21 protein-coding genes are annotated in these 21,810 nt (G+C 74.0%); 10 read left to right on the forward strand and 11 right to left on the reverse strand.

Annotation, left to right across the window (positions count from 1 at the left end; genetic code table 11):
• Positions 1-8 precede the first annotated feature (8 nt).
• The 4 genes from ABZW14_RS15670 (at position 9) to ABZW14_RS15685 (ending at position 3,244) form a co-directional block, all read left to right on the forward strand.
• A complete protein-coding gene (locus ABZW14_RS15670; protein WP_355345993.1) occupies positions 9-758 on the forward strand; it encodes an SDR family oxidoreductase in 750 nt (249 codons plus the stop codon).
• Positions 759-822: 64 nt separating this feature from the next.
• Positions 823-1,806 carry an aldo/keto reductase gene (locus ABZW14_RS15675; RefSeq protein ID WP_355345996.1) on the forward strand — a complete coding sequence of 328 codons (984 nt, stop codon included), beginning with the start codon at positions 823-825 and terminating at the stop codon, positions 1,804-1,806.
• Positions 1,807-1,979: 173 nt separating this feature from the next.
• Positions 1,980-3,056 (forward strand): glycosyltransferase family 2 protein, encoded by a 1,077-nt coding sequence (locus ABZW14_RS15680; protein ID WP_355345999.1) that lies wholly within the window; start codon positions 1,980-1,982, stop codon positions 3,054-3,056.
• A gap of 17 nt (positions 3,057-3,073) precedes the next feature.
• Complete coding sequence (locus ABZW14_RS15685; RefSeq protein WP_355346002.1) at positions 3,074-3,244, forward strand: hypothetical protein; 171 nt, start codon at positions 3,074-3,076, stop codon at positions 3,242-3,244.
• Positions 3,245-3,321: 77 nt separating this feature from the next.
• On the opposite strand, the gene ABZW14_RS15690 is transcribed toward ABZW14_RS15685, so the two are convergent.
• Positions 3,322-4,866, reverse strand: a complete 1,545-nt coding sequence (locus tag ABZW14_RS15690) for a hypothetical protein (RefSeq protein ID WP_355346005.1) — start codon at positions 4,864-4,866, stop codon at positions 3,322-3,324.
• A 183-nt stretch (positions 4,867-5,049) separates the two neighbouring features.
• Positions 5,050-5,556 (reverse strand): GNAT family N-acetyltransferase, encoded by a 507-nt coding sequence (locus tag ABZW14_RS15695; RefSeq protein WP_355346008.1) that lies wholly within the window; start codon positions 5,554-5,556, stop codon positions 5,050-5,052.
• Between the two features lie 130 nt (positions 5,557-5,686).
• Here ABZW14_RS15695 and ABZW14_RS15700 point away from each other — a divergent pair, with 130 nt between their 5' ends.
• The 3 genes from ABZW14_RS15700 to ABZW14_RS15710 are packed head-to-tail and all read left to right on the forward strand — an operon-like array spanning position 5,687 to position 8,133.
• Positions 5,687-6,241, forward strand: coding sequence for an NAD(P)H-dependent oxidoreductase (locus ABZW14_RS15700; RefSeq protein WP_355346011.1), 555 nt, complete (start codon positions 5,687-5,689; stop codon positions 6,239-6,241).
• A gap of 27 nt (positions 6,242-6,268) precedes the next feature.
• Positions 6,269-7,282 (forward strand): ATP-binding cassette domain-containing protein, encoded by a 1,014-nt coding sequence (locus ABZW14_RS15705; RefSeq protein ID WP_355346014.1) that lies wholly within the window; start codon positions 6,269-6,271, stop codon positions 7,280-7,282.
• Positions 7,279-8,133, forward strand: a complete 855-nt coding sequence (locus ABZW14_RS15710; RefSeq protein ID WP_355346017.1) for an ABC transporter permease — start codon at positions 7,279-7,281, stop codon at positions 8,131-8,133. Before ABZW14_RS15705 ends, ABZW14_RS15710 begins: the two co-directional genes overlap by 4 nt.
• Positions 8,134-8,239: 106 nt before the next feature.
• Here ABZW14_RS15710 and ABZW14_RS15715 read toward each other — a convergent pair whose 3' ends face one another.
• Positions 8,240-11,758 carry an AAA family ATPase gene (locus tag ABZW14_RS15715; RefSeq protein ID WP_355346020.1) on the reverse strand — a complete coding sequence of 1,173 codons (3,519 nt, stop codon included), beginning with the start codon at positions 11,756-11,758 and terminating at the stop codon, positions 8,240-8,242.
• Between the two features lie 199 nt (positions 11,759-11,957).
• Positions 11,958-12,158: a hypothetical protein gene (locus ABZW14_RS15720; protein WP_355346022.1), complete on the reverse strand. Its 201-nt coding sequence runs from the start codon at positions 12,156-12,158 to the stop codon at positions 11,958-11,960.
• 95 nt (positions 12,159-12,253) lie between these two features.
• Between ABZW14_RS15720 and ABZW14_RS15725 the strand changes: the two genes are divergently transcribed.
• Positions 12,254-12,475, forward strand: a complete 222-nt coding sequence (locus tag ABZW14_RS15725; protein WP_355346025.1) for a hypothetical protein — start codon at positions 12,254-12,256, stop codon at positions 12,473-12,475.
• A gap of 1 nt (position 12,476) precedes the next feature.
• The gene (locus ABZW14_RS15730) at positions 12,477-12,797 is read left to right on the forward strand and encodes a GYD domain-containing protein (protein ID WP_355346028.1); all 321 of its coding nucleotides are present in this window, start codon (positions 12,477-12,479) and stop codon (positions 12,795-12,797) included.
• A 3-nt stretch (positions 12,798-12,800) separates the two neighbouring features.
• Here ABZW14_RS15730 and ABZW14_RS15735 read toward each other — a convergent pair whose 3' ends face one another.
• The 7 genes from ABZW14_RS15735 to ABZW14_RS15765 all read right to left on the reverse strand — a co-directional run bounded on the left by ABZW14_RS15735 (position 12,801) and on the right by ABZW14_RS15765 (position 20,940).
• Complete coding sequence (locus tag ABZW14_RS15735) at positions 12,801-13,205, reverse strand: hypothetical protein (protein WP_355346031.1); 405 nt, start codon at positions 13,203-13,205, stop codon at positions 12,801-12,803.
• A complete protein-coding gene (locus tag ABZW14_RS15740; RefSeq protein WP_355346034.1) occupies positions 13,202-13,462 on the reverse strand; it encodes a hypothetical protein in 261 nt (86 codons plus the stop codon). Before ABZW14_RS15740 ends, ABZW14_RS15735 begins: the two co-directional genes overlap by 4 nt.
• A gap of 13 nt (positions 13,463-13,475) precedes the next feature.
• On the reverse strand, positions 13,476-14,186 hold the full coding sequence (locus ABZW14_RS15745) for a hypothetical protein (RefSeq protein WP_355346037.1): 711 nt from the start codon (positions 14,184-14,186) through the stop codon (positions 13,476-13,478).
• Between the two features lie 249 nt (positions 14,187-14,435).
• Positions 14,436-17,834, reverse strand: coding sequence for a S8 family serine peptidase (locus ABZW14_RS15750; RefSeq protein WP_355346040.1), 3,399 nt, complete (start codon positions 17,832-17,834; stop codon positions 14,436-14,438).
• 71 nt (positions 17,835-17,905) lie between these two features.
• Positions 17,906-19,081, reverse strand: coding sequence for a CU044_5270 family protein (locus ABZW14_RS15755; protein WP_355346043.1), 1,176 nt, complete (start codon positions 19,079-19,081; stop codon positions 17,906-17,908).
• Between the two features lie 10 nt (positions 19,082-19,091).
• Complete coding sequence (locus ABZW14_RS15760) at positions 19,092-19,637, reverse strand: sigma-70 family RNA polymerase sigma factor (protein ID WP_355346046.1); 546 nt, start codon at positions 19,635-19,637, stop codon at positions 19,092-19,094.
• 448 nt (positions 19,638-20,085) lie between these two features.
• A complete protein-coding gene (locus tag ABZW14_RS15765) occupies positions 20,086-20,940 on the reverse strand; it encodes a helix-turn-helix transcriptional regulator (protein WP_355346049.1) in 855 nt (284 codons plus the stop codon).
• A 99-nt stretch (positions 20,941-21,039) separates the two neighbouring features.
• Here ABZW14_RS15765 and ABZW14_RS15770 point away from each other — a divergent pair, with 99 nt between their 5' ends.
• Positions 21,040-21,804, forward strand: a complete 765-nt coding sequence (locus tag ABZW14_RS15770; RefSeq protein WP_355346052.1) for an SDR family NAD(P)-dependent oxidoreductase — start codon at positions 21,040-21,042, stop codon at positions 21,802-21,804.
• The last annotated feature ends 6 nt before the right edge of the window (positions 21,805-21,810 follow it).

Raw genomic sequence — 21,810 nt, forward strand, 5'->3', positions numbered from 1 at the left:
TCGACCGCATGACGACGACGATCGCCCTGATCACCGGGGCCAACAAGGGAATCGGCCTGGCCACCGCCCGCCAGCTCGGCGCGCGCGGGATGACCGTGCTGGTCGGCGCGCGGGACGCCGAGCGCGGCCGGGAGGCGGCGGACAAGCTGCGCGCCGAGGGGACCGACGCCCGCTTCGTGCCGCTGGACGTCACCGACGCGGCGTCGGTCGCCGCCGCGGCCGGGCTGGTCGAGCGGGAGTACGGCCACCTGGACGTGCTGGTCAACAACGCCGGCATCATCCGGGCCGACGGGGCCGGGCTGCCCAGCGAGACCACCCTCGACTCGCTGCGCGAGGTGTACGAGACGAACGTGTTCGGCCCGGTCGCGGTGACCAACGCGCTGCTGCCGCTGCTGCGCCGGGCGCCGGCCGCCCGGATCGTCAACGTCTCCAGCGAGGTCGGCTCGATCGCGGTGATGACCGACCCGGAGGGCGCCCTGTTCGCGTTGACCTCGATCCCCTACCCGTCCTCGAAGACGGCGCTGAACATGATCACCGCCATGTACGCCAAGGAACTGCGCGACACCCCGATCAAGGTGAACGCCGCGAACCCCGGCTACTGCGCCACCGACCTCAACCACCACGGCGGTTTCCGCACTCCGGAGGAGGGCGCGGAGGTGAGCGTGCACCTGGCGACCCTGCCGGCGGACGGGCCGAGCGGCCTGCTCTGGGGCTACCAGATGGACGCCGGCGGCGGCTACGGGGTGCTGCCCTGGTGAGAGTTTGACTTCGCGCGCACTCGAAGGTGGAGGGTGGTGGCACCGCACCGACGGGGAGGACAGAATGCGATACCGCACCATCGGCACCGATCCGGCCACCCGGCGCGAGGTCAGCGTGCTCAGCCTCGGCGCGATGCTCTTCGGCACCGCCACCGACGAGGCCACCTCGTACGCCATCCTCGACCGCTACGTCGAGGCCGGCGGCACCTTCATCGACACCTCCGACAACTACGCGTTCTGGCAGAACGGGGGCCAGGGCGGGGAGAGCGAGGAACTGCTGGGCCGCTGGCGGCGCAGCCGGGGCGTCGGCGGCGAGGTGGTCATCGCCACGAAGCTCGGCGCTCGTCCCCTCGCCCCGGGCACCAGCTACGTGGACAACGCGGAGGGCCTGTCCGCCAAGGTGATCCGCGAGGCGGCCGAGCGCAGCCGGGAACGGCTCGGGGTGGACCGGCTCGACCTGCTTTACGCGCACATCGAGGACCGGACCGTGCCGCTGGAGGAGACGGTCCAGGGCTTCGCGGACCTGGTCGCCGAGGGCACCGTCGGGCTGCTGGGCGCGAGCAACCACCGCGCCTGGCGGGTCGAGCGGGCGCGGGCGCTGGCCGCCGCGGCCGGCCTGCCCGGGTACGAGGTGCTCCAGTACCACCGCAGCTACCTGCCCGCGCGGGTGGACCTGCCGGGCGACCTGGACCCGGACGGCGACGTCGGCTGGGTCGGCCCCGACCTGGCGAGCTACCTGCGGGCCGAGCCGCAGCTCACGCTGGTGGCGTACTCGCCGCTGCTCAAGGGGGCGTACGCGAAGCCGGAGCGCCTCGGCGAGGAGTACGCCCTGCCCAGCACCCCGGCCCGGCTGGCCGCGCTGCGTGCCGTGGCCGACGAGACCGGGGCGACGCTCAACCAGGTGGTGCTGGCCTGGTTGCTGGGCGGGGACGTGCCGGCGATCCCGCTGGTCGGCTTCTCCTCGGTGGCGCAACTGGAGGAGAGCCTCGCGGCGGTCGAGCTGGAGCTGACGCCGGAGCAGCGGGCCCGGCTGGACGCGGCCCGGTAGGCGGGTAGCGAACCTCCGCCGTTCGGCGCTTTTCTGTCAACCGTCCGCCTGCCTGGTACGCCCCAAAATTGAGTATCGCTCCCGACAATGTCTCTCGTTGGACGAATTGACTGTCCAGCGACGGGAAACGGGGCCCACACGCGCATGTGGACGATTTCCGGGGTGTCCGCCCCATGAGCACCTATCACCACAGGCGGGTCTTCGCGGTGGTGCCCGCCTACAACGAGGCGGGCACCATCGGCGAGACCATCCGCGCCCTCCAGGCGCAGACCCGGCCCGTGGACCGGCTGGTCGTGGTGCCGAACAACTGCTCCGACGACACGGCCGAGGTCGCGCGGGCGGCCGGGGCCGAGGTGTGGGAGATGCCCGGCCGGAACCCGCACAAGAAGGCGGGTGCCCTCAACTGGGCCATCAACCTGCTGCTGCCGCACCTGCACGACCAGGACATGCTGCTGGTCACGGACGCGGACAGCATCCTCGCGCCCGGCGCGGTCGCCGCCGCCGTCCGCGGCCTGGAGCGCCGGCGCGTCGGCGCGGTCTGCGCCGACTACCGGCTGGACCGCCAGCCCCGGCTGCTGGACGTCCTGCAGGCCAACGAGTACGCCCGCTTCTCCCGCTGGGTCTGGCGCAGGGGCGGCCACGCCGTCGTCCTGTCCGGGGTGGCCACCCTCTTCCCCGTCCCGGTGGTCCGGCGGATCCTGGCCGCCCGCGCCGTCGGTGACCTGCCCGGCTACCGGGGCGAGTTCTACCACCGCGACCCGGCCACCGAGGACATCGAGATGACCTTCGCGGTCCGGTCGCTGGGTTACCGCCCCCGGGTCGCCCCCGGTTTCGAGGCCGTCACCGACTCCATGCCGACCGTCCAGGCCCTCGTCACCCAGCGAATCCGCTGGCAGCGCGGCATGCTCGACTCCCTGCGCCTGTACGGCTTTCGCCGGTGGAACGCCGGCAACTGGCTGCGGCAGGTCGGCATCTACGCCACCTCGCTCCTCGTCCCGCTCTACCTGGCCAGCCTCATCGTGGGGTGGTTCCTGATCGGTTTCGTCCCGTGGGACCCCCGCTGGCTCGCCCTCACCGCGGTGTTCGTGCTCGAACGCGCACTCACCGTCCGCCGGCAGGGCCGGTGGGCGCTGCTCACCGCCGCCGCGCTGCTCCCCGAGTGGGGCTACGAGCAGGTCAGGTCGTTCGCCTACTGGCGAGCGCTGGCCGAGACCGTGCGCGGGAGTGACCGCGTATGGATCAATTCCTGAGAAGAAAGGCACTCAACATGCACCAGCGTGGATGCGCCGCGGCCGCCGCCGGCTGCTCGGCCACCCTGCCCGTCACCGGCGTCAGCATCACGTGGTCGCTGGTGGCCGGCGCGACGCTCCTGATCGCCGGCATGGCCCTGCTCCGGCTCGCCCCGAGCATCCGGAGCCGCAAGGCCCGCGCCAGCTGATCCGCCCCGCCGCAGGGCGGCGGCGCCGGTCCTGGTCGGGCGCGCCTCGGCACACCCGACCAGGACCATCGGCCCGCTCAGGTCGCCGGGATCCGGCTCACCCGCAGGTCGAGCGTCAGCGTGCCGGTGGCCGGGACCCGGACCCGCTTCGCGCCGGTGGGGTCGGCGGCGCCGTCGTACCAGCCGGCGTAGCTGGCGAATCCACCCCACTGCCAGGCGACGGTGACGGCCTGCCCGCCGAGCACCCGCGCCTCGTACCGGCCGTCGTAGTCCCACACCGATCCGACCACCTCGCCGGTTGCGGCGTTGTGGAAGGTCAGCGTCGCGCTGACCGGGCGCCCCTCGGGGTCGGTCAGCCCGCCGGTCACGAGGGTGCCGCGCTTCAGGGCCGGGCTGTAGGTGGTGCTGCGACCGGCCCGGACGGTCACCGTTCTCGCCTGGCTGCGGGTGGCGACCCCGCCCGACCACTGGAGGGCATGGTCGGATGTGGTGAACAGCAGCGGCCAGCGGTAGGGGCCGAGCCAGTCGATGCGGTAGGTGCCCTGACCGTCCAGGTAGGTGCCCCAGCGGAGGTAGGACAGGCCCGCGGAGTGGGCGAGGGAGACCTCGCCCGAGGTCACCGGCGCGCCGGTGGCGGCGCTCGTCACCGTGCCGGTGATGGTCCCGGCCCGGTCGAGGCGGATCGGCGGGACGGTGACGGTCCGGCCGGCGGCGAGGGTGACCGTGCGGGCACTCGCCGGGTCGCCCGTGCCGCCGGTGGCGCCGACCCACTGCGCCCCGTACGGCGAGCCGTCGGTGGGACGGACGAACAGGTTCCAGGAGCCGGCCTCGACGTTGTCGAGCCGCAGGCGTCCCGTGCTGTCGGAGCAGGCCAGCGGGCCGACGCTGGGCAGCTCGCCGGTGCCGGCCGGTGCGACGGTCGCACAGGCCCCGGAGACCGGCGCCCCGGTGGCGGCGTCGACCACCGTCGTCTCCACGTGTGCGGCGGGCGTCAGGTCGACCACGGCGACGGCGGCATCGCCCTCGACCACGGTCACCTCGGCGTCGGTGGCCAGGTGGTCGCCGTTCTCGGTGTAGACCCGGATCGTCTGCGGGCCGGGCACGAGCCGGGCAATGGTCAGCTCGGTGTCGTCGCAGTTGCCGCCGCGGCCGTCGGCGTACGCGCAGACCCGGGTGATCGGCGCGCCCGTGAGCGCGTCGCGCGCCCGCACGGTGAGCGGGCTCGGCGGGAGCAGCCGCTCGGCGACGTCCGTCGTGCCCCCCGCGGTCACGCGGAACGTCTCGGCAAGGCCGTAACCGGTCTTCCCGTGGACCCACTGCCGCAGCCCCTCGTCCGGCAGGTCCGGGTCGACGTACGCCGGGGTGACCCTGATCTTGTAGTCGTTGGCCGGCACCTCCACGCTGAGCTGCCCGGACTCGTCGAGTTGCAGGAAGTCGGAGTGGCTGTCGTCGGCGGCCACCAGGTCGACGCTGCCGCGGGCGGCGGTGCCGTCGGGCTGGGTCACGGTGAGCCGCAGCAGCCCGACGTCGGGCTCCGGGGCGGCGGAGGCGGCGGTGGCCGGTAACGCGGCGGCCAGCGCGGCGACGGCGAACGTGGCGAGAGTGCGACGTGCGATGGACAAGATGGGCCCCTCTCCGGTGAATGCGCGACGGGGACCCGCGTGGCAGCTGACGAGACACGCCCCCCGTGCGTCATGAGCCGACGGAAGCGTAGAGCGATCAGCCGGTGGCGCACTGTCCGCGATCCGGCAGCCGGCAGCGGCGCCGCACTTCCCGCGCGAACAGGCATATCGGTCGTGCCCGATTCACCCTTCTCGCGTCAGCTCGATCCGCCAGTCGTTGGAGCGCATCAGGCGTCCAGGCGGGTACTCGAACTCCGTCTCGCCGAGCAGCGTGAACCCGGCCTTGCGGCACACCGCGTTCGACGCCGGATGGTCCACCGACGGGTAGGCGTGCGCGAAGCGCCGGTCACCGTGCGCCGCGGCCTGCGCGATCACCGCGCGCACCGCCGCGCTCGCCAGCCCCCGCCCCTGGTACGCCGGCAGCACCGCCCAGCCCATCTCGTAGACCGGCTCGCCGCGCCACTCCCGCTCCCAGTAGCCGACACTGCCCACCTTCGTCCCGTCGGGCAGCACGACGGTGAACATGTGCCCGCTTCGCGGGCCCGGGCCGCGCAGGTAGCGCTCGTGCCGGGCGAGCACCTGCTCGTCGGTTTCCGGGCCGCCGGTGTGCGCGCGTACCTCCGGCGCGTTGAGCTGCCGGAGCAGCGCCAGGTCGTCGGCGCTCCACCGCGCGAGGCGTACCTCGGTCATGCCGTCTCCTCTCCTCCGGCGCCGATTGAAGCAGCCACCCCCGACACCGGCCCGCCAGATTCGATCTGGCGGGCCGCCGCTCGGCGTCTGGCGCCTGCGGGGTGAGGCCCGACACCAGCGGGAGGGGAGCATGACGCCGTTACGGCTCGCCGTGATCATCGGCAGCACCCGGGAGGGAAGGATCGGGGACCGGATCGGTCGCTGGTTCGTCGCGCAGGCACGCCGCCGCGAAGGGCTGGCGGTGACCGTGCTCGACCTCGCCGGGTACGACTTCCCGGCCAGCCTGCCCGCCGAGCCCACCGTGGCGATGCGGTCGTTCGCCGGGGAGGTGAACCGCGCGGAGGCGTTCGTGGTGGTCACCCCGGAGTACAACCACAGCTTCCCGGCGTCGTTGAAACAGGCGATCGACTACGCCTACGACGAGTGGCAGGCCAAGCCGGTCGGCTTCGTGTCGTACGGCTGCCGGTCGGTCGGCCTGCACGCGGTCGACCAGCTGCGCACCGTGTTCACCGCCCTGCACGCGACGACCGTGCGCGACACCGTCGGCGTCGACCTGCTCGACGGCGAGCCGACGGGGCGGGTCGAGGAGCAGCTCCGGCAGGACGCCCGGGTGCTCCTCGACGAACTCTGCTGGTGGGGCCTGGCGCTGCGCGACGGTCGCGCGGCGCGCCCGTACGTCTCCTGACAACACCGACGACGAGAGGTAGTGATCATGAGTAACCGGAACACCGGCCCGGCCGTCGAGGCCGACGGCCTGGTCCGGTCGTTCGGCTCGACCCGCGCGCTCGACGGCCTGGACCTGCGGGTCCCCGCCGGCACCGTCTACGGCCTGCTCGGGCCGAACGGCGCCGGCAAGACCACCGCGGTACGGGTGCTGGCCACGCTGCTGCGCCCGGACGGCGGGCGGGCCCGCGTCTTCGGCCACGACGTGCTCGCCGAGGCGGACGCGGTCCGCGCCCGGGTCAGCCTGACCGGCCAGTACGCCTCGCTCGACGAGGACCTGACCGGGGCGGAGAACCTGGTCCTGCTGGGCCGGCTGCTCGGCCTGGGCCGGCCGGCGGCCCGCCAGCGGGCCGAGCATCTGCTCGCCGCGTTCGGGCTGACCGAGGCGGCGGGGCGGCAGGTGAAGAAGTATTCGGGCGGGATGCGGCGGCGCATCGACATCGCGGCGAGCATCCTCAACACCCCGGACCTGCTGTTCCTGGACGAGCCGACGACGGGGCTGGACCCGCGCAGCCGCAACCAGGTGTGGGAGATCATCCGGGCGGTGGTCGCGCACGGCACCACGGTGCTGCTGACCACGCAGTACCTGGACGAGGCCGACCAGCTCGCCGGCCGCATCGCGGTGGTCGACCACGGCCGGGTGATCGCGGAGGGCACCCCGGGCGAGCTGAAGTCGTCGGTCGGCTCCGGCACCGTCCACGTGCGACTGCGCGACGCCGGGGAACGCACCCGGGCCGAGCAGGTGCTGCGCACGGCGCTGGGCGTGCCGGTGCAGCTGGAGGCCGACCCGGTGGCGCTGACCGCCCGCGTCGGTGAGGACGGCACCGACCTGGAGGCCGGCGAGCAGGCCGCGCGCGCCCTCGGCGAGCTGGCCCGCGCCGGCATCGTGGTGGATGACTTCTCCCTCGGCCAGCCGAGCCTGGACGAGGTGTTCCTGGCCCTCACCGACCACCCCGCCGTCGGGGCCGACGAGCGGGACGACGAACTGGAGGCGGCCCGATGAGCGACACCGCGACCACGACCGGGCGGCCGCCGTCGGTCTACGTGCCGTCCGCCGAGGCGCTGGCCACGGTCCTCGCCCCCGGCGAGCGGCCGCCGAGGCCGGGGGCGCTGTCCGCGTCGCTCACGTTCGGCTGGCGGGCGCTGCTGAAGATCAAGCACGTGCCGGAGCAGCTGTTCGACGTGACCGCCTTCCCGATCATCATGGTGCTGATGTTCACGTACCTGTTCGGCGGCGCGCTCGCCGACAGCCCTCGTGACTACCTGCAGTTCTTCCTGCCCGGGATCATGGTGACCAGCGTCGTGATGATCACCATGTACACGGGCGTCGGGTTGAACAACGACATCGAGAAGGGCGTCTTCGACCGGATCCGCACCCTGCCGGTGTGGCGGCCGGCCGCCCTGGTCGGCATGATCTTCGGCGACGTGCTGCGCTACGTGCTCGCCGCGGTGGTCATCCTCGGCGTGGGCCTGGCGCTCGGGTTCCGGCCCGCCGGTGGGCCGGTCGGTGTGCTCGCCGGCATCGGCCTGCTGGTGGTCTTCTCGTTCGCGTTCTCCTGGGTGTGGACGTTCTTCGGCCTGGTGCTGCGCAGCGAGAAGTCGGTGATGGGCGTCAGCATGATGGTGCTGTTCCCGCTGACCTTCCTGAGCAACGTCTTCGTCGACCCGGCCACCATGCCGGGCTGGCTCCAGGCGTTCGTCAAGGCCAACCCGATCACCCACCTGGTCGCCGCCGTCCGCGCCGCGATGGCCGGGTCGACGGACGCCACGAACACCATGTGGCTGCTGCTGTGGAGCGCCGGGTTCGTGGTCGTCTTCGGCACGCTGACCATGAACCGCTACAACCGCCGCTGACCGCCGGCGACATGAGCCGGGTCGGGGCTGCCGTGTTCGGTGCCCCCGGCCCGGCTCGTCTTTCCGGGACGCCACGCCACGGCTACGGCACCGGCCCGGGCGGTGGTCAGAGCCGCCAGGGCACCGGCTCGGGCGGGAGGTAGCGGCAGGTGCTGCCGGTGGCGACGGACTCGCGCAGGTGCTCCCCCAGCGCCGGGTGGCGCTCGTCGATCCGGCGCAGGGTGTCCCGGATCCGCGCGGTCACCGCCTTGCGCGCCCGCTCGGCCTGGTCGCCGAGGCGGCGGCTGCGTCCGGCCAGTCCGGCGGCGGCACGCAACTGGTCGAGCAGCGCGGCGCGCTCGGCGTCGAGGGCGGCCAGCCTTGATTCGTCACCGCGTACGGCGGAGCGGTCGATCTCGTCGTCGAGGCGCCGCAGGTGCTGCCGGTAGCGGGCCTTCGCCTCGTCGTCCAGCACGGGATCCCCGCCGAGGCGGCGGGCGGCGACGAGTTCCGGGCCGGCCGCGGGGTCGAGCAGCTCGACCGCGGGCACGTCGACGCCGGGGCGGCCCAGCAGCAGCCTCAGGTCGTGCAGGCCCTTGGCATCGGGCAGGTGCGTGACCACCCCGGCGTACGCGAGCCGCCACACGGCCCCGTCCCTCCGGAACTCCGGCGCGGCGGCCTCCACATCACCGGCCCGTTCACCGCTTACCGAGCCGCCGGCCGGGCCTGCTCCGAGTGGTGCCGGCGCCGCGCCGGCATGGTCGGCTCCGGCGGTCGGCACCGCAACGGCGAGATCGGCTCCGGCGGTCGTCGAGATCGCAGCGACGGGATCGGCAGCCGTCGCCGGCACCCCGCCGGCCTGACCCGCTCCGGTGGATGCCGGCACCGGGACGGCCTGGTCTGCTCTGGCCGTCGTCGGCACGCTGACGCCGTAATCGGCTCCGGCGGTCACCGGCGCCCCGACGGCGTGACCCGCCTCCGCCGGCACCGCCCCGGCCACGCCCGCACCCGCCGGTCGTGCCGCGGGTCCACGAGGGACGGGAGCCGGGAGATCCTGCTCGCCGAGCCGGTGCAGGACCTGGGTCATGCCGAGCGCCCGGGCCTCCGCTGCCGTGTCGGCGCGCAGCCGGGCCGCCGCGGCCGCGTCGCCGGGCCGGTCGCGTGCGGTCAGGGCGGCCACCAGGCCGGCCCGGCTGAGCAGCGACCACGGCCGGGCGCCCATCCGGTCGGCGGAGTCGCGGGCGGCTTCGTAGCCGGCGATCGCGTGGTCCCAGCGCTGCTCGGCGGCGACGACGGCGGCCAGCCAGAGGTCGACCGGGCCGCAGATGTCGCAGCCGAAGAACGCGGCCATCCATCGGCCCCGGTGCGGCTCCAGCGCGGCCCGCGCCTCGGCGCAGCGGCGGGGATCCCCGCTGGCGGCCGCCGCCTGTGCCCGTAGCCGCAGCCACAACGGCGACACCGGTCGCGGGTAGGTGGTGCCGGCCGCCTCGATCCCGGCGGTCAGCCGCAGGGCGGTCCCGGCATCGCCCCGCTCGGCGGCGGTGATCGCCTGGAGCAGCTCCAGTTGGGGGTGGCCGGCGGCGTCCGGCCCGTCGAGCAGGGCCTGGGCCTCGGCGAGGTGGCCCCGGAGCAGCAGCAGGCACCAGCGCAGGTGCGAGCCCATGAAGGCGTGATCGGACTGCTCCCACTCGCCGTAGCCGTCCATCTCGGCGAAGTGCGCCTCCGCGGCGGCGAAGTCACCGCGGAAGCCGGCGATGATGCCGCTGTCGATCGCCGCCGCCATCCGCTGGCGGGCCACCTCGCCCTGCCGGCAGCCGGTCACGAACGCGGTGAGCTCGTCGTGGTAGCGCGGGTCACCGAGTTCCAGCAGCGCGACCCAGCGCAGCGAGGTGGCCCACAGCTCGGTCTCCCGGTCGCCGGTGCGGCGGGCCACCTCCCGGATCTCCGCGGTGACCACCGCCCGGTCCTCGGCGGTGCCGAGACCCCAGGTGGTGTCGTGCCGGGCCCAGAGGCTGAAGGTGAGCGCCTCGTCGTCGCGGCCGTGCCGGGCGAGGGTCTCGGTGGCGGTGATCAGGTCGGTGACCAGCGCGCTCGTCTCCCGCCCCGGCTCGGGCTCGCCGATCAACCGCCCGTACGCCTCGCGCACCAGCGCGCCGGCTTCGATGCGGTGGCGGACCGGCGTGTCCTGGCGGTGGGCGGTGAGCGCGACGCGGGCCAGCACGGCCGGCTCGTCGAGCGTGCGGGCCAGCGCCGCGGCGTCCACGAGCAGCCGCTCGCCCTCGGCCTGCGTGCCGACATGCTGCAGCAGCTGGGCCAGCTCCAGCATCAGCTTGACCCGGCTGGCCGGCTCCTGGGCCACCTCCAGCGCGCGGCGGAAGTGCTGGACGGACTCTTCCACGGCCAGCCGGCCGCCGGCGTCCCGCGCGGCGGCGACCAGCAGCTCCACCGTGCGCGACGCGTCGAGGTCGGCGCCGGCGAGCCAGGCGTGGCGGGCCAGGTCGGCCGGGATGAGCCGCTCGGCGAGCACCGCCGACCGGTCGACGGCGCGGACCACGGCGGCGTGCCGGGCGCGCCGTTCGGCGTCGGTCAACCCGTCGTAGAGGGTCTCGCGCACGAGGTCGTGGGCGAAGGCGAACCGCCCGCCGCCGCGGGCCCGCACGAGCCGGGCGGTGGCCGCGCGGTCGAGCAGCCGGTCCACCTGGGCCACCGGAGCGGGTACGCACGCCGCGAGGACCTGCCGGTGGAAGTCACGCCCGAGCACGGCGGCCACGGTGAGCGCCTCGGCCACCGGGGCGGGTAGTTGGTCGAGCCGGCGGCGCACCGCCTCCCGCACGCCGGGGGCGATGGTGGTGGTGAGGCCGTCGGTGTGCCAGAGCCGGGCGGTCTGCTCGACGAAGAACGGGTTGCCGCCGGTGCGCCGGTGCACCTCGTCGACGAGGTCGGCGCCCGGTTCGCGGCCGGCGGTGCGGCGGATCAGCGCGGCCACCTCGTCGCGGGCCAGGCCGGTGAGGGTGATGGTGGTGGCCTTGGCGGTCAGCGGCAGCAGCAGCGGCCGGAGCCGGTGGTCGCCCGATTCGACCTCGGCGTCGCGGTAGGTGCCGACGAGCAGCAGCCGTTCGAACCAGGTGTGCTGGGTGGCGAACTGGAGCAGCCGCATCGAGGCTCGGTCGGCCCAGTGCAGGTCGTCGAGGACGACCACGACCGGGCGGTGCTGGGCGACGGCCACCAGCGCGGTGGTCACCGCGTCGTGCAGGGCGAACTCCGCTCGGCCGCCGTCGTCGCCCGGCTCCTCGCCGGCCGGGTCGGTGCCGGTGCGCTCGCCGAGCAGCGCCGCGAGCCCGGGCCCGGCGGCCTCCTGCGCCCGCGCCCAGTCCTCGGGCCAGCGGCCCAGGCGGCGCAGCACCTGCACCCACGGCCAGTAGCCGGGGGCGCTGTCGGAGTCCCAGCAGGCCGCGCCGAGCACCAGCGCCCCGCGCCGCCGGGCCTCGTCGGCGGCGGCGCTCACCAATGTGGTCTTGCCGATGCCGGGCTCGCCGGCGACCAGGACGAGACCGCCGTGGCTGGTGGTCACCCGGTCGACCTCGGCGCGCAGCAGGGCCGCGGGGTGCTCCCGCCCGATGATCGCCTCGCCGAACCGCGGCTCCATGACGTCCCGACGGTAGTCGACCGGTCCGACAACGGGGAGCACCCGCGCGTCGGCGCATCAGCACGTCGACTCGTTGCCCTGGCCGGGGATCCGGCGGGTGGCAGCGCGCTTCCCCGCGTACCCGAGAGGTTTCATGCTCTCGCCGCGGCGCTGCCACAGGTGGTCGGCGGCGCTCGTGATGGTCGGGCGCCGCGGCCGGTCAGAGGCTTCCGCCTCCGCTGCTGCGGAGGTTGCTGCCGTCCGTGGGATTGCGATGGTCGTCAAGCCTGCGGCGGGCCTCGGCGGAAGCCGCGAGGTCGCGGACCTGGCGGTCCCTGTCGGCCGTCCGGCGGCTGCGGCGCCACAGTGCCAGGGCTGCGAGGACCAGGAGTACGACGATGAGGATCACGAGCCAGCGCATGTCGGCCTCCCCGGAGGTGAGTTGCCTGCCCCCAGTGTGCGCAGGCCGGGTCAAGGGCCATGACTAGCGGTGGAGGCAGCGGGTAACCGCGGCGCATGGGTAGCCACAAGCAGAACAAGCACGATCCGGGCGGCCAGTCGGCGCGGGCGGGGCGAAACCCGGGCAGCGGCGCGCCGGGCCGCCAGGGCGGCGGGATGGAGCGGCCGGGGAAGCGGCACGATCTGCACACCGCCACCGGCGCCGGAGGCAGCGAGCGGGACCAGGGCCGGGCCAAGGTGCAGGGCGCCCAGCGGGTGCAGCGGCAGGGCGACAGTTGAGATGCCGGCGTTCCTCCTGCGCTCCGTCTTCACCGTGGACGGGATCGACGGGCTGACGCGCGACGGCGGCACCAGACGCGCGGAGGTGGTGCGGAAGCTCGTCGAGGAGGCGGGCGGGCAGCTGCTCTCGCTGCACTTCGCCTTCGCCGACGACGACACCTACGTGCTCTGCGTCCTGCCCGATCACCGCACCGCCGCCGCGCTGGCGATCCGCATCGGCGCGGCCCGCGGGGTGCGGACCCGGGTCACCCCGCTGCTGACCCCGGCCGAGGTCGACGAGGCGACCCGGACGCCGACGGACTACACGGCCCCGGGCGTCTGAGCCTCAACGCGCGTCGGTGACCACGTGCGAGCAGGCCGGACAGGCCGCCGGGCCCTGCTCGGCGAACCACCGGCAGGTACGCCGGATCGCACACTTGGGCAACTGCTCCTCGCCCGGCTCGGCCGTCTCCGCGTAGGAGGCGGCCATCCGCGCGCCCAGGCCGCAGTGCTCACCGGTCCAGAAGCCGCAGGACGACGTGACACAGGGGCCGGCCAGCCGGACGCGCGACTCCACCGGGGCGTCGGACTCGCCGGCCGCGGCGAGCGCCACCTCGGCGGGCACGGCCGGCGTGACGTAGGCGACCCGCCCCGCCGGAGTGATCATGCCGAGGAACACGGTGGCGTTCGCCGCCGGCGTGCTCGGACACATCCGCTCCGGCGGGCCGGTACGTCCGGCGACGTCGGTCACCGCTGCATCCAGAAGCCGATGTCGTTGATCTTCTGGCCGAGGTCCTGGGCGAACGGGCCGTCGAGCACCCAGAGGCCGTACCACTCGGGGCGCAGCTTGATGTTGCCGTGGCCGAGGGTGAGCGGGTTGGTCAGCTTGGCGTTGGCGGTGCCCAGGGCGGCCAGGCCGGCCTTCTGGATCTCGCCGGCGATCAGGGTCTGCTGCTCGGGGGTCAGGTCGACGCCGTCGACCACGAACCGGAACTCGTTGCGGGACATGTGTTACCTCCGGTCACTCGTACGATTCGGTGCCCAGCCCGCGACGCAGGCTGATCCGGGTGAAGGCCGCCCAACCGGCGTGCGAGGCGGCGTCGCTGGGCTGCCCGGCCCGGGCGAGAACCCGGCCGGCGTGCTCCGCCCACCGGGCGGTGGTGGCGGCGCCGTCGCCCCACAGCTCCCGGCAGGCGGCGACCGCGAAGGCGACCTGGCCCGGCGCGCCGGTGAACCCGGCGAGCCCGTCGCCGACCCGGACCGTGCCGTCCGGCAGGACGCACACACTCGGGAAGTGGTGGTGCAGGCTGGCCACGGTCGCCAGGTGGCCGGCTTCGCGCCGCCCGGCCGCGAAGCCCGAGCGCAGCTCGTCGTCGCTCCGGTAGCGGATCGCGTGCAGGGTGAGGGCGTCGCCGGCCGGGGCGACCCGGCCGACCACCTGGACCGGGGCGCTCCAGGCGCGGGGTGAGTTCGCCGACCAGAAGGCCAGCCAGGCGGCCAGCCGGGCGTGGAAGTCGGCCTGGACGGCGACCGCCACCGCGGCGCCGTCGGGTGCGCGCAGCGCCGCGGTGGCGATCCGGTCCCGGGTGACCAGCGGCGTGGTGGCGCGGACGGGGGCCGCCGCGGCGGCGGCGGTCGGGGCGGTGGCCACGCCGGTCACGGTGACCGCCGAGGCCGCCGCCGCGCCGGCGAGCAGGCGCCGGCGCGAGAACGGGTACGGGTTGTCGTTCATCGTCGGCCTTTCGTCGACGGCAGTGCACCGACGCTATCGACCGAGACGGATCGATTGAACACTCCGCGTGACGGGAGGCCGACAGGAAAACCGGGAATCCCCGGCGGCGTGAATGACCGTTCCTGTGCCGGATTCACGTCCGCGGCCCGGATCGCGGCGGCCGCGAGCCTGCGGTCGAGGACGCTGCGCGTGCTGAGTGCCCTGGTGCGGACCGGTCGCCGGGGCGACCGGTCCGCACCAGTCGGAGCGCTAACGGAGCAGGTAGGCCCGGATGACGGTCTGCTCGACCTGACCGCCCTGGCTGTCCGTGGCGGTGGCCCGCAACGACACGTGGCGGGCGTCGGCCGGATGCATCACCGTTGCGGTCCATCTGCCGCCGGAGCCGACGACCGGCGCGGCCTGCCAGGTCGCCCCGTCGTCGTAGGACACCTGCACGGTGAGGCCGGTGACGGTGCCGCCGGTGGATCCGGGTTGGTGCTCGACCCGGATCGGAATCGAGAAGGGTTTCCCGGCCGGGGCCGTGCGCCCCTCGTGCAGGGCGGGGGTGTAGCGGAGCGCCAGCAGCGGCAGGGGCAGGGGCAGGGGCACCGACAGGGTGGTCTCCTGGTGCCGGGAGCGGAAGGTCCACACCGTCGAGGCCTTCGTCGTGACGTCCGCGTAGCTGCCCCGGTCGACTGCCGCCTCCAGCCGGTACGTCGCCTCCTGCGGGGGTACGTCGGCACGCAGCCAGCCGTAACGCGTGCTCTCGGCGACCAGTTCACCGTCACGGTAGAGCGCGGTGCGCCCGCTGTCCTGCCGCATCTTCGCCCCCGCCAGGCTGCCCCGCCCCGGTGACGGGTCGACGAGCAGGCCATCGTCGACGATCACCTGGCCGGTCCGGGTGCGCCGCACCCCCGTTGGCGCGTCCGTCGGCCAGTCACCGAAGCCTGGGGCGAGGACGGCGCCGTTCCAGGTGTCCCGATAGGTCCTGCCCGGCCGGTAGCCGTCCACGGACTCCGCGAGGGTGAGCTCCGTGACACGCGCATCGTCGATCTGGATGAGCAGCCGGAACCAGCCCGTGTCGCCGTTGGCGAGGTAGTGGTCGACGCGCTTGCCCGGCAGCCGCACGTCCTGGGTGACGACGAACCCGGTGGAGCCCTTCGCCGCCGAACCGGCCGCGCCGTAGCGGCCCACCGGCCCGTGGTAGGTGTTCACGACCGTCGCCACGTCCGCCGGGCGGATGCGGCGGGTCAGGCCGGTCGGCAACGCGCCCGGGGTGATCCAGCCCAGGTGGTACGCGTACGGGCTGTCGGTGAAGTTGCCGTCGGCGTCGGGCCGCGCCCAGCCGGCGGAGATGTCGGACTGGAAGGTCTCGCCGGTCGCCGCCGGCCCGATCTGCGCGGTGAACAGGTTGTCGAAGCCCCGGCGCAGGTTCGTCCAGCCGAGCAGGGTGTCCTCGGCAGGGTAGGGTGCGTCGACCCGGTAGCCGATGTCGGCATGGGTGAATCTGGCGCTCGGATCCGGGACGGTGGCCGTGATGGGCCGGCCCGCTCGGGCGTCCAGCACGACGCGGGTGTCCCTGCTCAGGCGCAGCTTCGGCTGGGCGAGCAGGGTGATCGTCTCCGCGTCCTGGTACGGGTCGGTGAAGACCAACGCGCCGACGGTGTAGTCACCGGCCGGCAGCCGGGTGGTGTGCTCGCCCGGGGTCCACTCGACGATGCTGGAGTGGTCGGCCCAGGAGGTGACCATGCTGGTGTAGTCGGCGGCGTCCGCGCCGTGGCGGTCCAGCACCTGCGTCGTCAGTGCGTACCGTTCGACGTCACGCGTCACCGACAGCAGCGTGGAGACGGCTGTCCCGGTGCTGGGCGTGGCGGTGACGCGCCCGGCGTAGCGGCCGTCCGGCGCGCTGACCGAGGTGTCCACCGTGACGGTCGCCGCCGCGGTCCCGCCCGCCGGCACGGTGATCCGCTGCGGATTGACAGTGATCATCTTCTCCGGCGCGGGTGACCCGTCCGGCCCGGCCAGCGTGGCCGCCACGTCCAGCGTCACCGGCGCGGACCCGTCGTTGCGGTAGGTCACCGTCCGGGTCACCGGTGCGTCGTCCTCGTGCGGCCACTCCTGCGCCCCGAGGTTGATGCTGCCGGTGTCCGGCACGACGCTCGCCGCCAGCGCCGTACGCAGGTCGACCCGGCCCGCTCCCTGCGCGGAGGTGTCCACGCCGGGCAGCCCCGTCGCGGTGGCGATGAGCGCCGCCTTGAGCTGCGTGCCGGTCCAGGCTGGGTACCGCTGGGCCAGCAGCGCCGCCGCCCCGGCGACGTGCGGTGCGGCCATCGATGTGCCGCTGGAGCGGGCGTAGCGGTCACCGACCGGGTCGATCGCCTCCGGCGGCGCCTGGCCGGAGCGGGCGGCCACGATGTCGACACCGGGGGCGGCGATCTCCGGCTTGGTTCCGCCGTCGCCGAGGCGGGGACCGCGGCTGGAGAAGTCGGCCACCGCGTCGTCGCGGGTACTGGCGGCCACCGACAGTGCCGCCTCGGCGGTGGAGGGCGTGCCCACCGAACTCGCGCCGCCCTCGTTGCCGGCCGCCGCCACGAAGAGCGTGCCGTACTGCTCGGTGAGCCGGTTGACGGCCTCCTCGAGCAGGTCCACGCCAGTGGTGTCCGGGCCGCTGATGCTCATGTTGACCACGTCGGCGCCCTGCTCGGCCGCCCACTGCATGCCGGCCAGCATGGCCGACTCGGTGCACGACCGGTCGGCGCAGACCTTCCCGATGAGCAGTTCGGCGTCCGGAGCGACGCCCCGGTACTGACCGTTGGAGGCCGCGCCGGTGCCGGCGACGGTGGACGCGACGTGGGTGCCGTGCCCGATCACGTCGCCGTTCTCGGCGGAGTCGGTGAAGTTGCGGCTCTCCCGGATCTTGCCAACGAGGTCGGGGTGGCCGGCGTCCGCGCCGGTGTCCAGCACCGCGACGGTCACCCCGCGCCCGGTGAGCCCGGCCTGCCAGGCCGCCGGTGCGCCGATCTGGGCGGCGCTGCGGTCCAGGCTGACGGTCAGCTTGCCGTCCAGCCAGATCGACTCGACACCGCCGGCCAGGGTCACCGGCCTGCCGCCGGCGGACTTGCGGGAGGCGCCCACAAGGTTGGACCACCAGGTAACGGTGTCTCGTTTGGCGGCGCGGGCACTCAGCGCGTTGACCGCCGCCGCCTCACCAGTCAGCTGCGTGTGGTGCCGCCGCATCCAGTCGCGGGTGCCGGCTCGCGCCGCCGGGTCGCGGTAGCGCACGAGCAGCGGGATGTTGTCGCGCCGCGCGTCGTCGTAGCCGGCGGCGAGCAGCGTGGTCACGTCGAACAGCCGCCGGTCCAGCCGGCCCGCGGCGAGCAGGCCGACGGCGTCGCCGGGAATGACCAGGTCGTGCCCGTCATAGCGCTGGCGCAGGTACCCGACGTGTTCCCGCCCTGCGCCGGGCCGTACGGAGATGACCCCGCCGCCGCGCAGCTCGACAAGGTCTCCGGTGATGAGCGTGACGGAGCGTGGTGCGGCCTCCGCCGCCGCACCCGGTGGGGTGGTCGCGACGGTCACCACGCCCGTCGCGGCGGCCGGGGTGGATGGGCTGATGGTGGACACGACGGCGAGGCAGGCGGGGATCGCCAGCCACCGTAGACGTTTCACAGAACCTCCTCAGGGGACGACGACGGCCGGCCGCCTGAGCGCGGCCGGCCGTCGAAGGTGCGACAGACGCGCTACTTCTGCGGCAGGGTCGGCGCCTGCGGTGCGGCATCGGACCACTCCGCGGTCAGCACCAGGGTGCTGCGCTCCTTGCCGCCGGACACCGGCTCGCCCTTCGGGAGCGAGATGATCTTGCTGGCGAGCAACCGATGGGTCGCCATGTCGACGATCAACCACTCGGTTTCGGCGCCGCTGCGGAACTCCACGCCCTGCCCGGAACGTCCTCGCGCGTCCTGGACGAGGCCGAGGCTGCGCACGCCGGAGATGTCGGCGAGAATCCGGAACGCCGCGGCGCGTACCTTCGGCGGGGCCGGCGTGTCGAGCAGCAGCCGGCTCAGGTAGCCGAACAGCAGGCTGTTGCTCTCGGCGCTGCCTGCGGCGAACCCCATGTCCTTGCCGGTCCGGATCCGGTCGGTCACCCACGCGCGCAGCGCATCCGGCTCGTCCGGCAGTTGCCGGACCTGCTCCAGCGTGAGCTCCCCGAGGCTCTCCAGGAACCGGGGCGGCTCGGGCTCGCGGGAGAGACTGCCCTTGCCCGGCCGGATCGACAGGACCAGCCTCGCCGGGCCGTCGACCTCGACGTTCCACGTGGTGGGGGAACCGGCCGCGCGCCAGGCCCGCTCGTCGTCGGCGCTGCGCGGGCGTGCCCCGAGATCCCGCTGGCCGCTCCAGCTGGCTTCCCGCGGGTCACCGGCGTCCCAGCTCTCGTTGATGCTGCTGCGCAGCAGCGAGTAGGCGCTCGCGCCGGTGCCGACGCGCACCGGCCCGTACACGTCGATCGTCTTGACGTGCCAGTACCTGCCGGTCTCGGCGGGTGCCTGCTCCGCCCGGGTCGCCGCGGCGAGCAGGATGTCGCGCGCCGTCAGCGGCGTCGCACTCGCGCCGGTGCTGTCCGCCGCTCCCGGCTGCCCGCCGGCCAGCGGCGGGATGTCCGTCCGCGCGTCCGGCGGCGCCGCGACAACCGACACCGCCAGCACCCCGGCCGCCGCAGCCCCGGCCAGCCCGGTACCGAGGAAGGACCAGCGCAGCGCCGGTCGCGAGGTCCTGGTCCGGCCGGCCACGGCGCGGTCGGCCGCGTCGGCGGCCGGGGCGGCCGCGACGACCCCGTCCAGTGCCCGCCGTCCCACGTCGCTGCGCGCCCACCCGGTCGAGTCCGGTCGCCCCCGACGCAGCAAGTCATCGATGTTCATCGTGTCCCCTTCACACTGCCACTGGATTGCCGATGGCCGGCGAGGCCTCGTACTCGCTCTTGACGACCTGCTCGTAGGCGGCGCGGAACCGGCTGCGGGCCCGGTGCAGCCGGACCGCGTAGGTCGGGCGCGAGACACCGAGCGCCCGCGCCGCCTGCGCCGGCGTCAGGTCGAACCAGGCGGCCATGACCAGCACCTCGCGGTCCCGCACGGCGAGCGCCTGCAGTGCCCGGCTTACCTGGTCGCGGAGCGCGACGTCGTCGGCGAGCCGATCCGGCCCGGCCTCCGGGACGTGCGAGGTGGCCATCCGCTCGTCCAGGGCGGTGGCGGCGGCCCCTTGCCGGCGGCGGGCCAGCACCACCTTCCGTGCCACCCCGAACAGCCAGGCCCGCTCCTCGCCCGCTCGGACCTTGTCCAGTGACCGCCAGGCCACCAGGAACACCTCACTCACCACGTCGGCGGCATCCTGCTTGCCGACCCGCCAGGTCGCGTACGCGTGGATGTCGTCGGCATGTCGGTGGAACAGCTCGGTCACCCGCTCTGTGCGTCCTTGCATGGCACCTCCGCAGATCGCCCTGTCGCGGGTACTTGTCAGCGTCAGCGCCCCGGATTACAGGGGCGGTGCGGGAAATCCGGGAAGCAGCTGGGGAAGACCCCACGGGGACCGGTCGGGTCACCGGTCCCCTAGCCGTCTCTGTGCTGGCGGTGTCGCGGCTGGCGCGGCCGCGCAATATCTGCTTCAGACGGAGGTGTCGAGCGGCGGCGGTGACAGCCGTACCGGCTCAGTGTTCAGCATCCGGCCGGCTCCCGAGAGACGCAAGGTCCGCGGTCAACGCGACGGTGCCGCGCGACGCGCCACCGAAGCGGACCCCGATGTCCTCGCCTATTCGGGGTTCTCGCCCGATTCGAGCAAGGACGGCATCGTGTCTGTGCCGTTCCCTCCGCTTGGCGGGGGCAGGGACCGGTACGGCTGATCGGCGCAGATCGGCCGATGTCTGCGGTGGCTAACCGGGCGTCGTGTCGGCCGGGAAGCGCTGGGTGCCCAGCACGGCGAGCAGCTGGAGCTTCTCGTGGCCCTCGCTGCGCGGCGGCGCGGTGAGCACCAGCAGCGCCTGGGACTGGTCCTCGGTGAACAGCACCTGGCAGTCCAGCTCGATCGGGCCGAGCTCGGGATGGATCAGCGTCTTGTGATCCGCGAAGCGCTGGGCGACCTCGTGCCGCTCCCACAGCTCGGCGAACTCGGGGCTCGCCTTCTGCAGCGCCCGCACCAGCTCACCGGCCCGCGACTGCGGCCCCATCGACCCGTACGCGGCGCGCAGGTTGGCGACCTGCGCACGGCTCTGCCGGTCGCGGTCCTCCTCCGGATACCGTGACCGCTCGGCCGGGTCGGTGAACCACCGGTAGATCTCGCTGCGGGCCAGCCCCGTGTGCCCGGACCGGTCCCCGAACAGGGCATCGGCCATCCGGTTCTGCACGAGGACCTCGCCGAGGTTGGACAGGATGAGCGCCGGAGTGTCCGCCAGCCGGTCCAGCACCCGCAGCAGCGCCGGCGCCACGTGCGTCGCCGCGGAGACCGAGGCCGGGGCGTTGTGCCCGGCCACCCGGAACAGGTAGTCACGCTCGTCGCGGGTCAGCCGCAGCGCCCGGGCCAGCGACCCGAGCAGCTGCGGGCTCGGCTGCGGACCCCGCTGTTGCTCCAGGCGGGTGTAGTAGTCGGTCGACATGGTGGCCAAGGCGGCCACCTCCTCGCGCCGCAGCCCAGGCGCGCGGCGGCGTACGCCGGTGGCCAGCCCGACGTCCCCGGGCTGCAGCGCCTCGCGGCGGCGGCGGAGGAAGTCGGCCAGGGCTGCGCGGTCCATGATCCCAGTATCCGCCCGTCGCCCGGGCCAACCAGGGATTGCCGATCCCCCGACAACCGGTCTCTTCATCCGCCCCGCCGGGCGGGCCAGGCTCGGGTCATGAACATCTCCGGAAACACCATCTTCATCCCCGGCGCCACGAGCGGGATCGGTCTGGCCCTGGCGCTGCAACTGCGGGCGAAGGGGAACACGGTCATCGTGGGCGGCCGGCGTACCGACCTGCTCGACACGATCGCCGCCGAGCACCCCGGCATCGACACCGTGGAGATCGACACAGCGGATCCGGCGAGCATCGCCTCGGCCGCGAAGGACGTGCTGGCGCGGCACCCCGACCTCAACGTCCTGGTGACCATGGCCGGGATCATGCGCATCGAGGACTGGCACCGGCCCGAATCGTTCCTCGCTACGGCGGAGGCGACCGTGACGACGAACCTGCTCGGCCCGATCCGCCTCATCGCCGCGTTCGTCGAGCACCTCCAGAGCCGACCGGACGCCACGATCATGACGGTCTCCTCGGGCCTGGCGTTCACGCCACTCAAGATCACCCCCAGCTACAACGCGTCGAAGGCCGCGATCCACATGCTCAGCGAGTCGCTCCGGCTCCAGCTCGCCGACACGACGGTGAAGGTCGTGGAGCTGGAACCGCCGTCGGTGCGTACCGCGCTGATGCCCGGGCAGGAGACCAGCGAGTTCGCCATGCCGCTCGACGAGTTCGTGACCGAGGTCGTCGCGCTGATCGAGGCCCAGCCGGAGGCCCGGGAGATCCAGGTCGAGCGGGTGAAGTTCCTCCGGTACGGCGAGGCCCGCGGCGACTACGACCAGGTCGTCGCCACCCTCAACACCGCCGACCCGCACGGGAAGTAGGCTCCG

It is taken from the genome of Micromonospora sp. NPDC004551 (assembly GCF_040609975.1).
In the GTDB taxonomy this organism is placed as follows: domain Bacteria; phylum Actinomycetota; class Actinomycetes; order Mycobacteriales; family Micromonosporaceae; genus Micromonospora.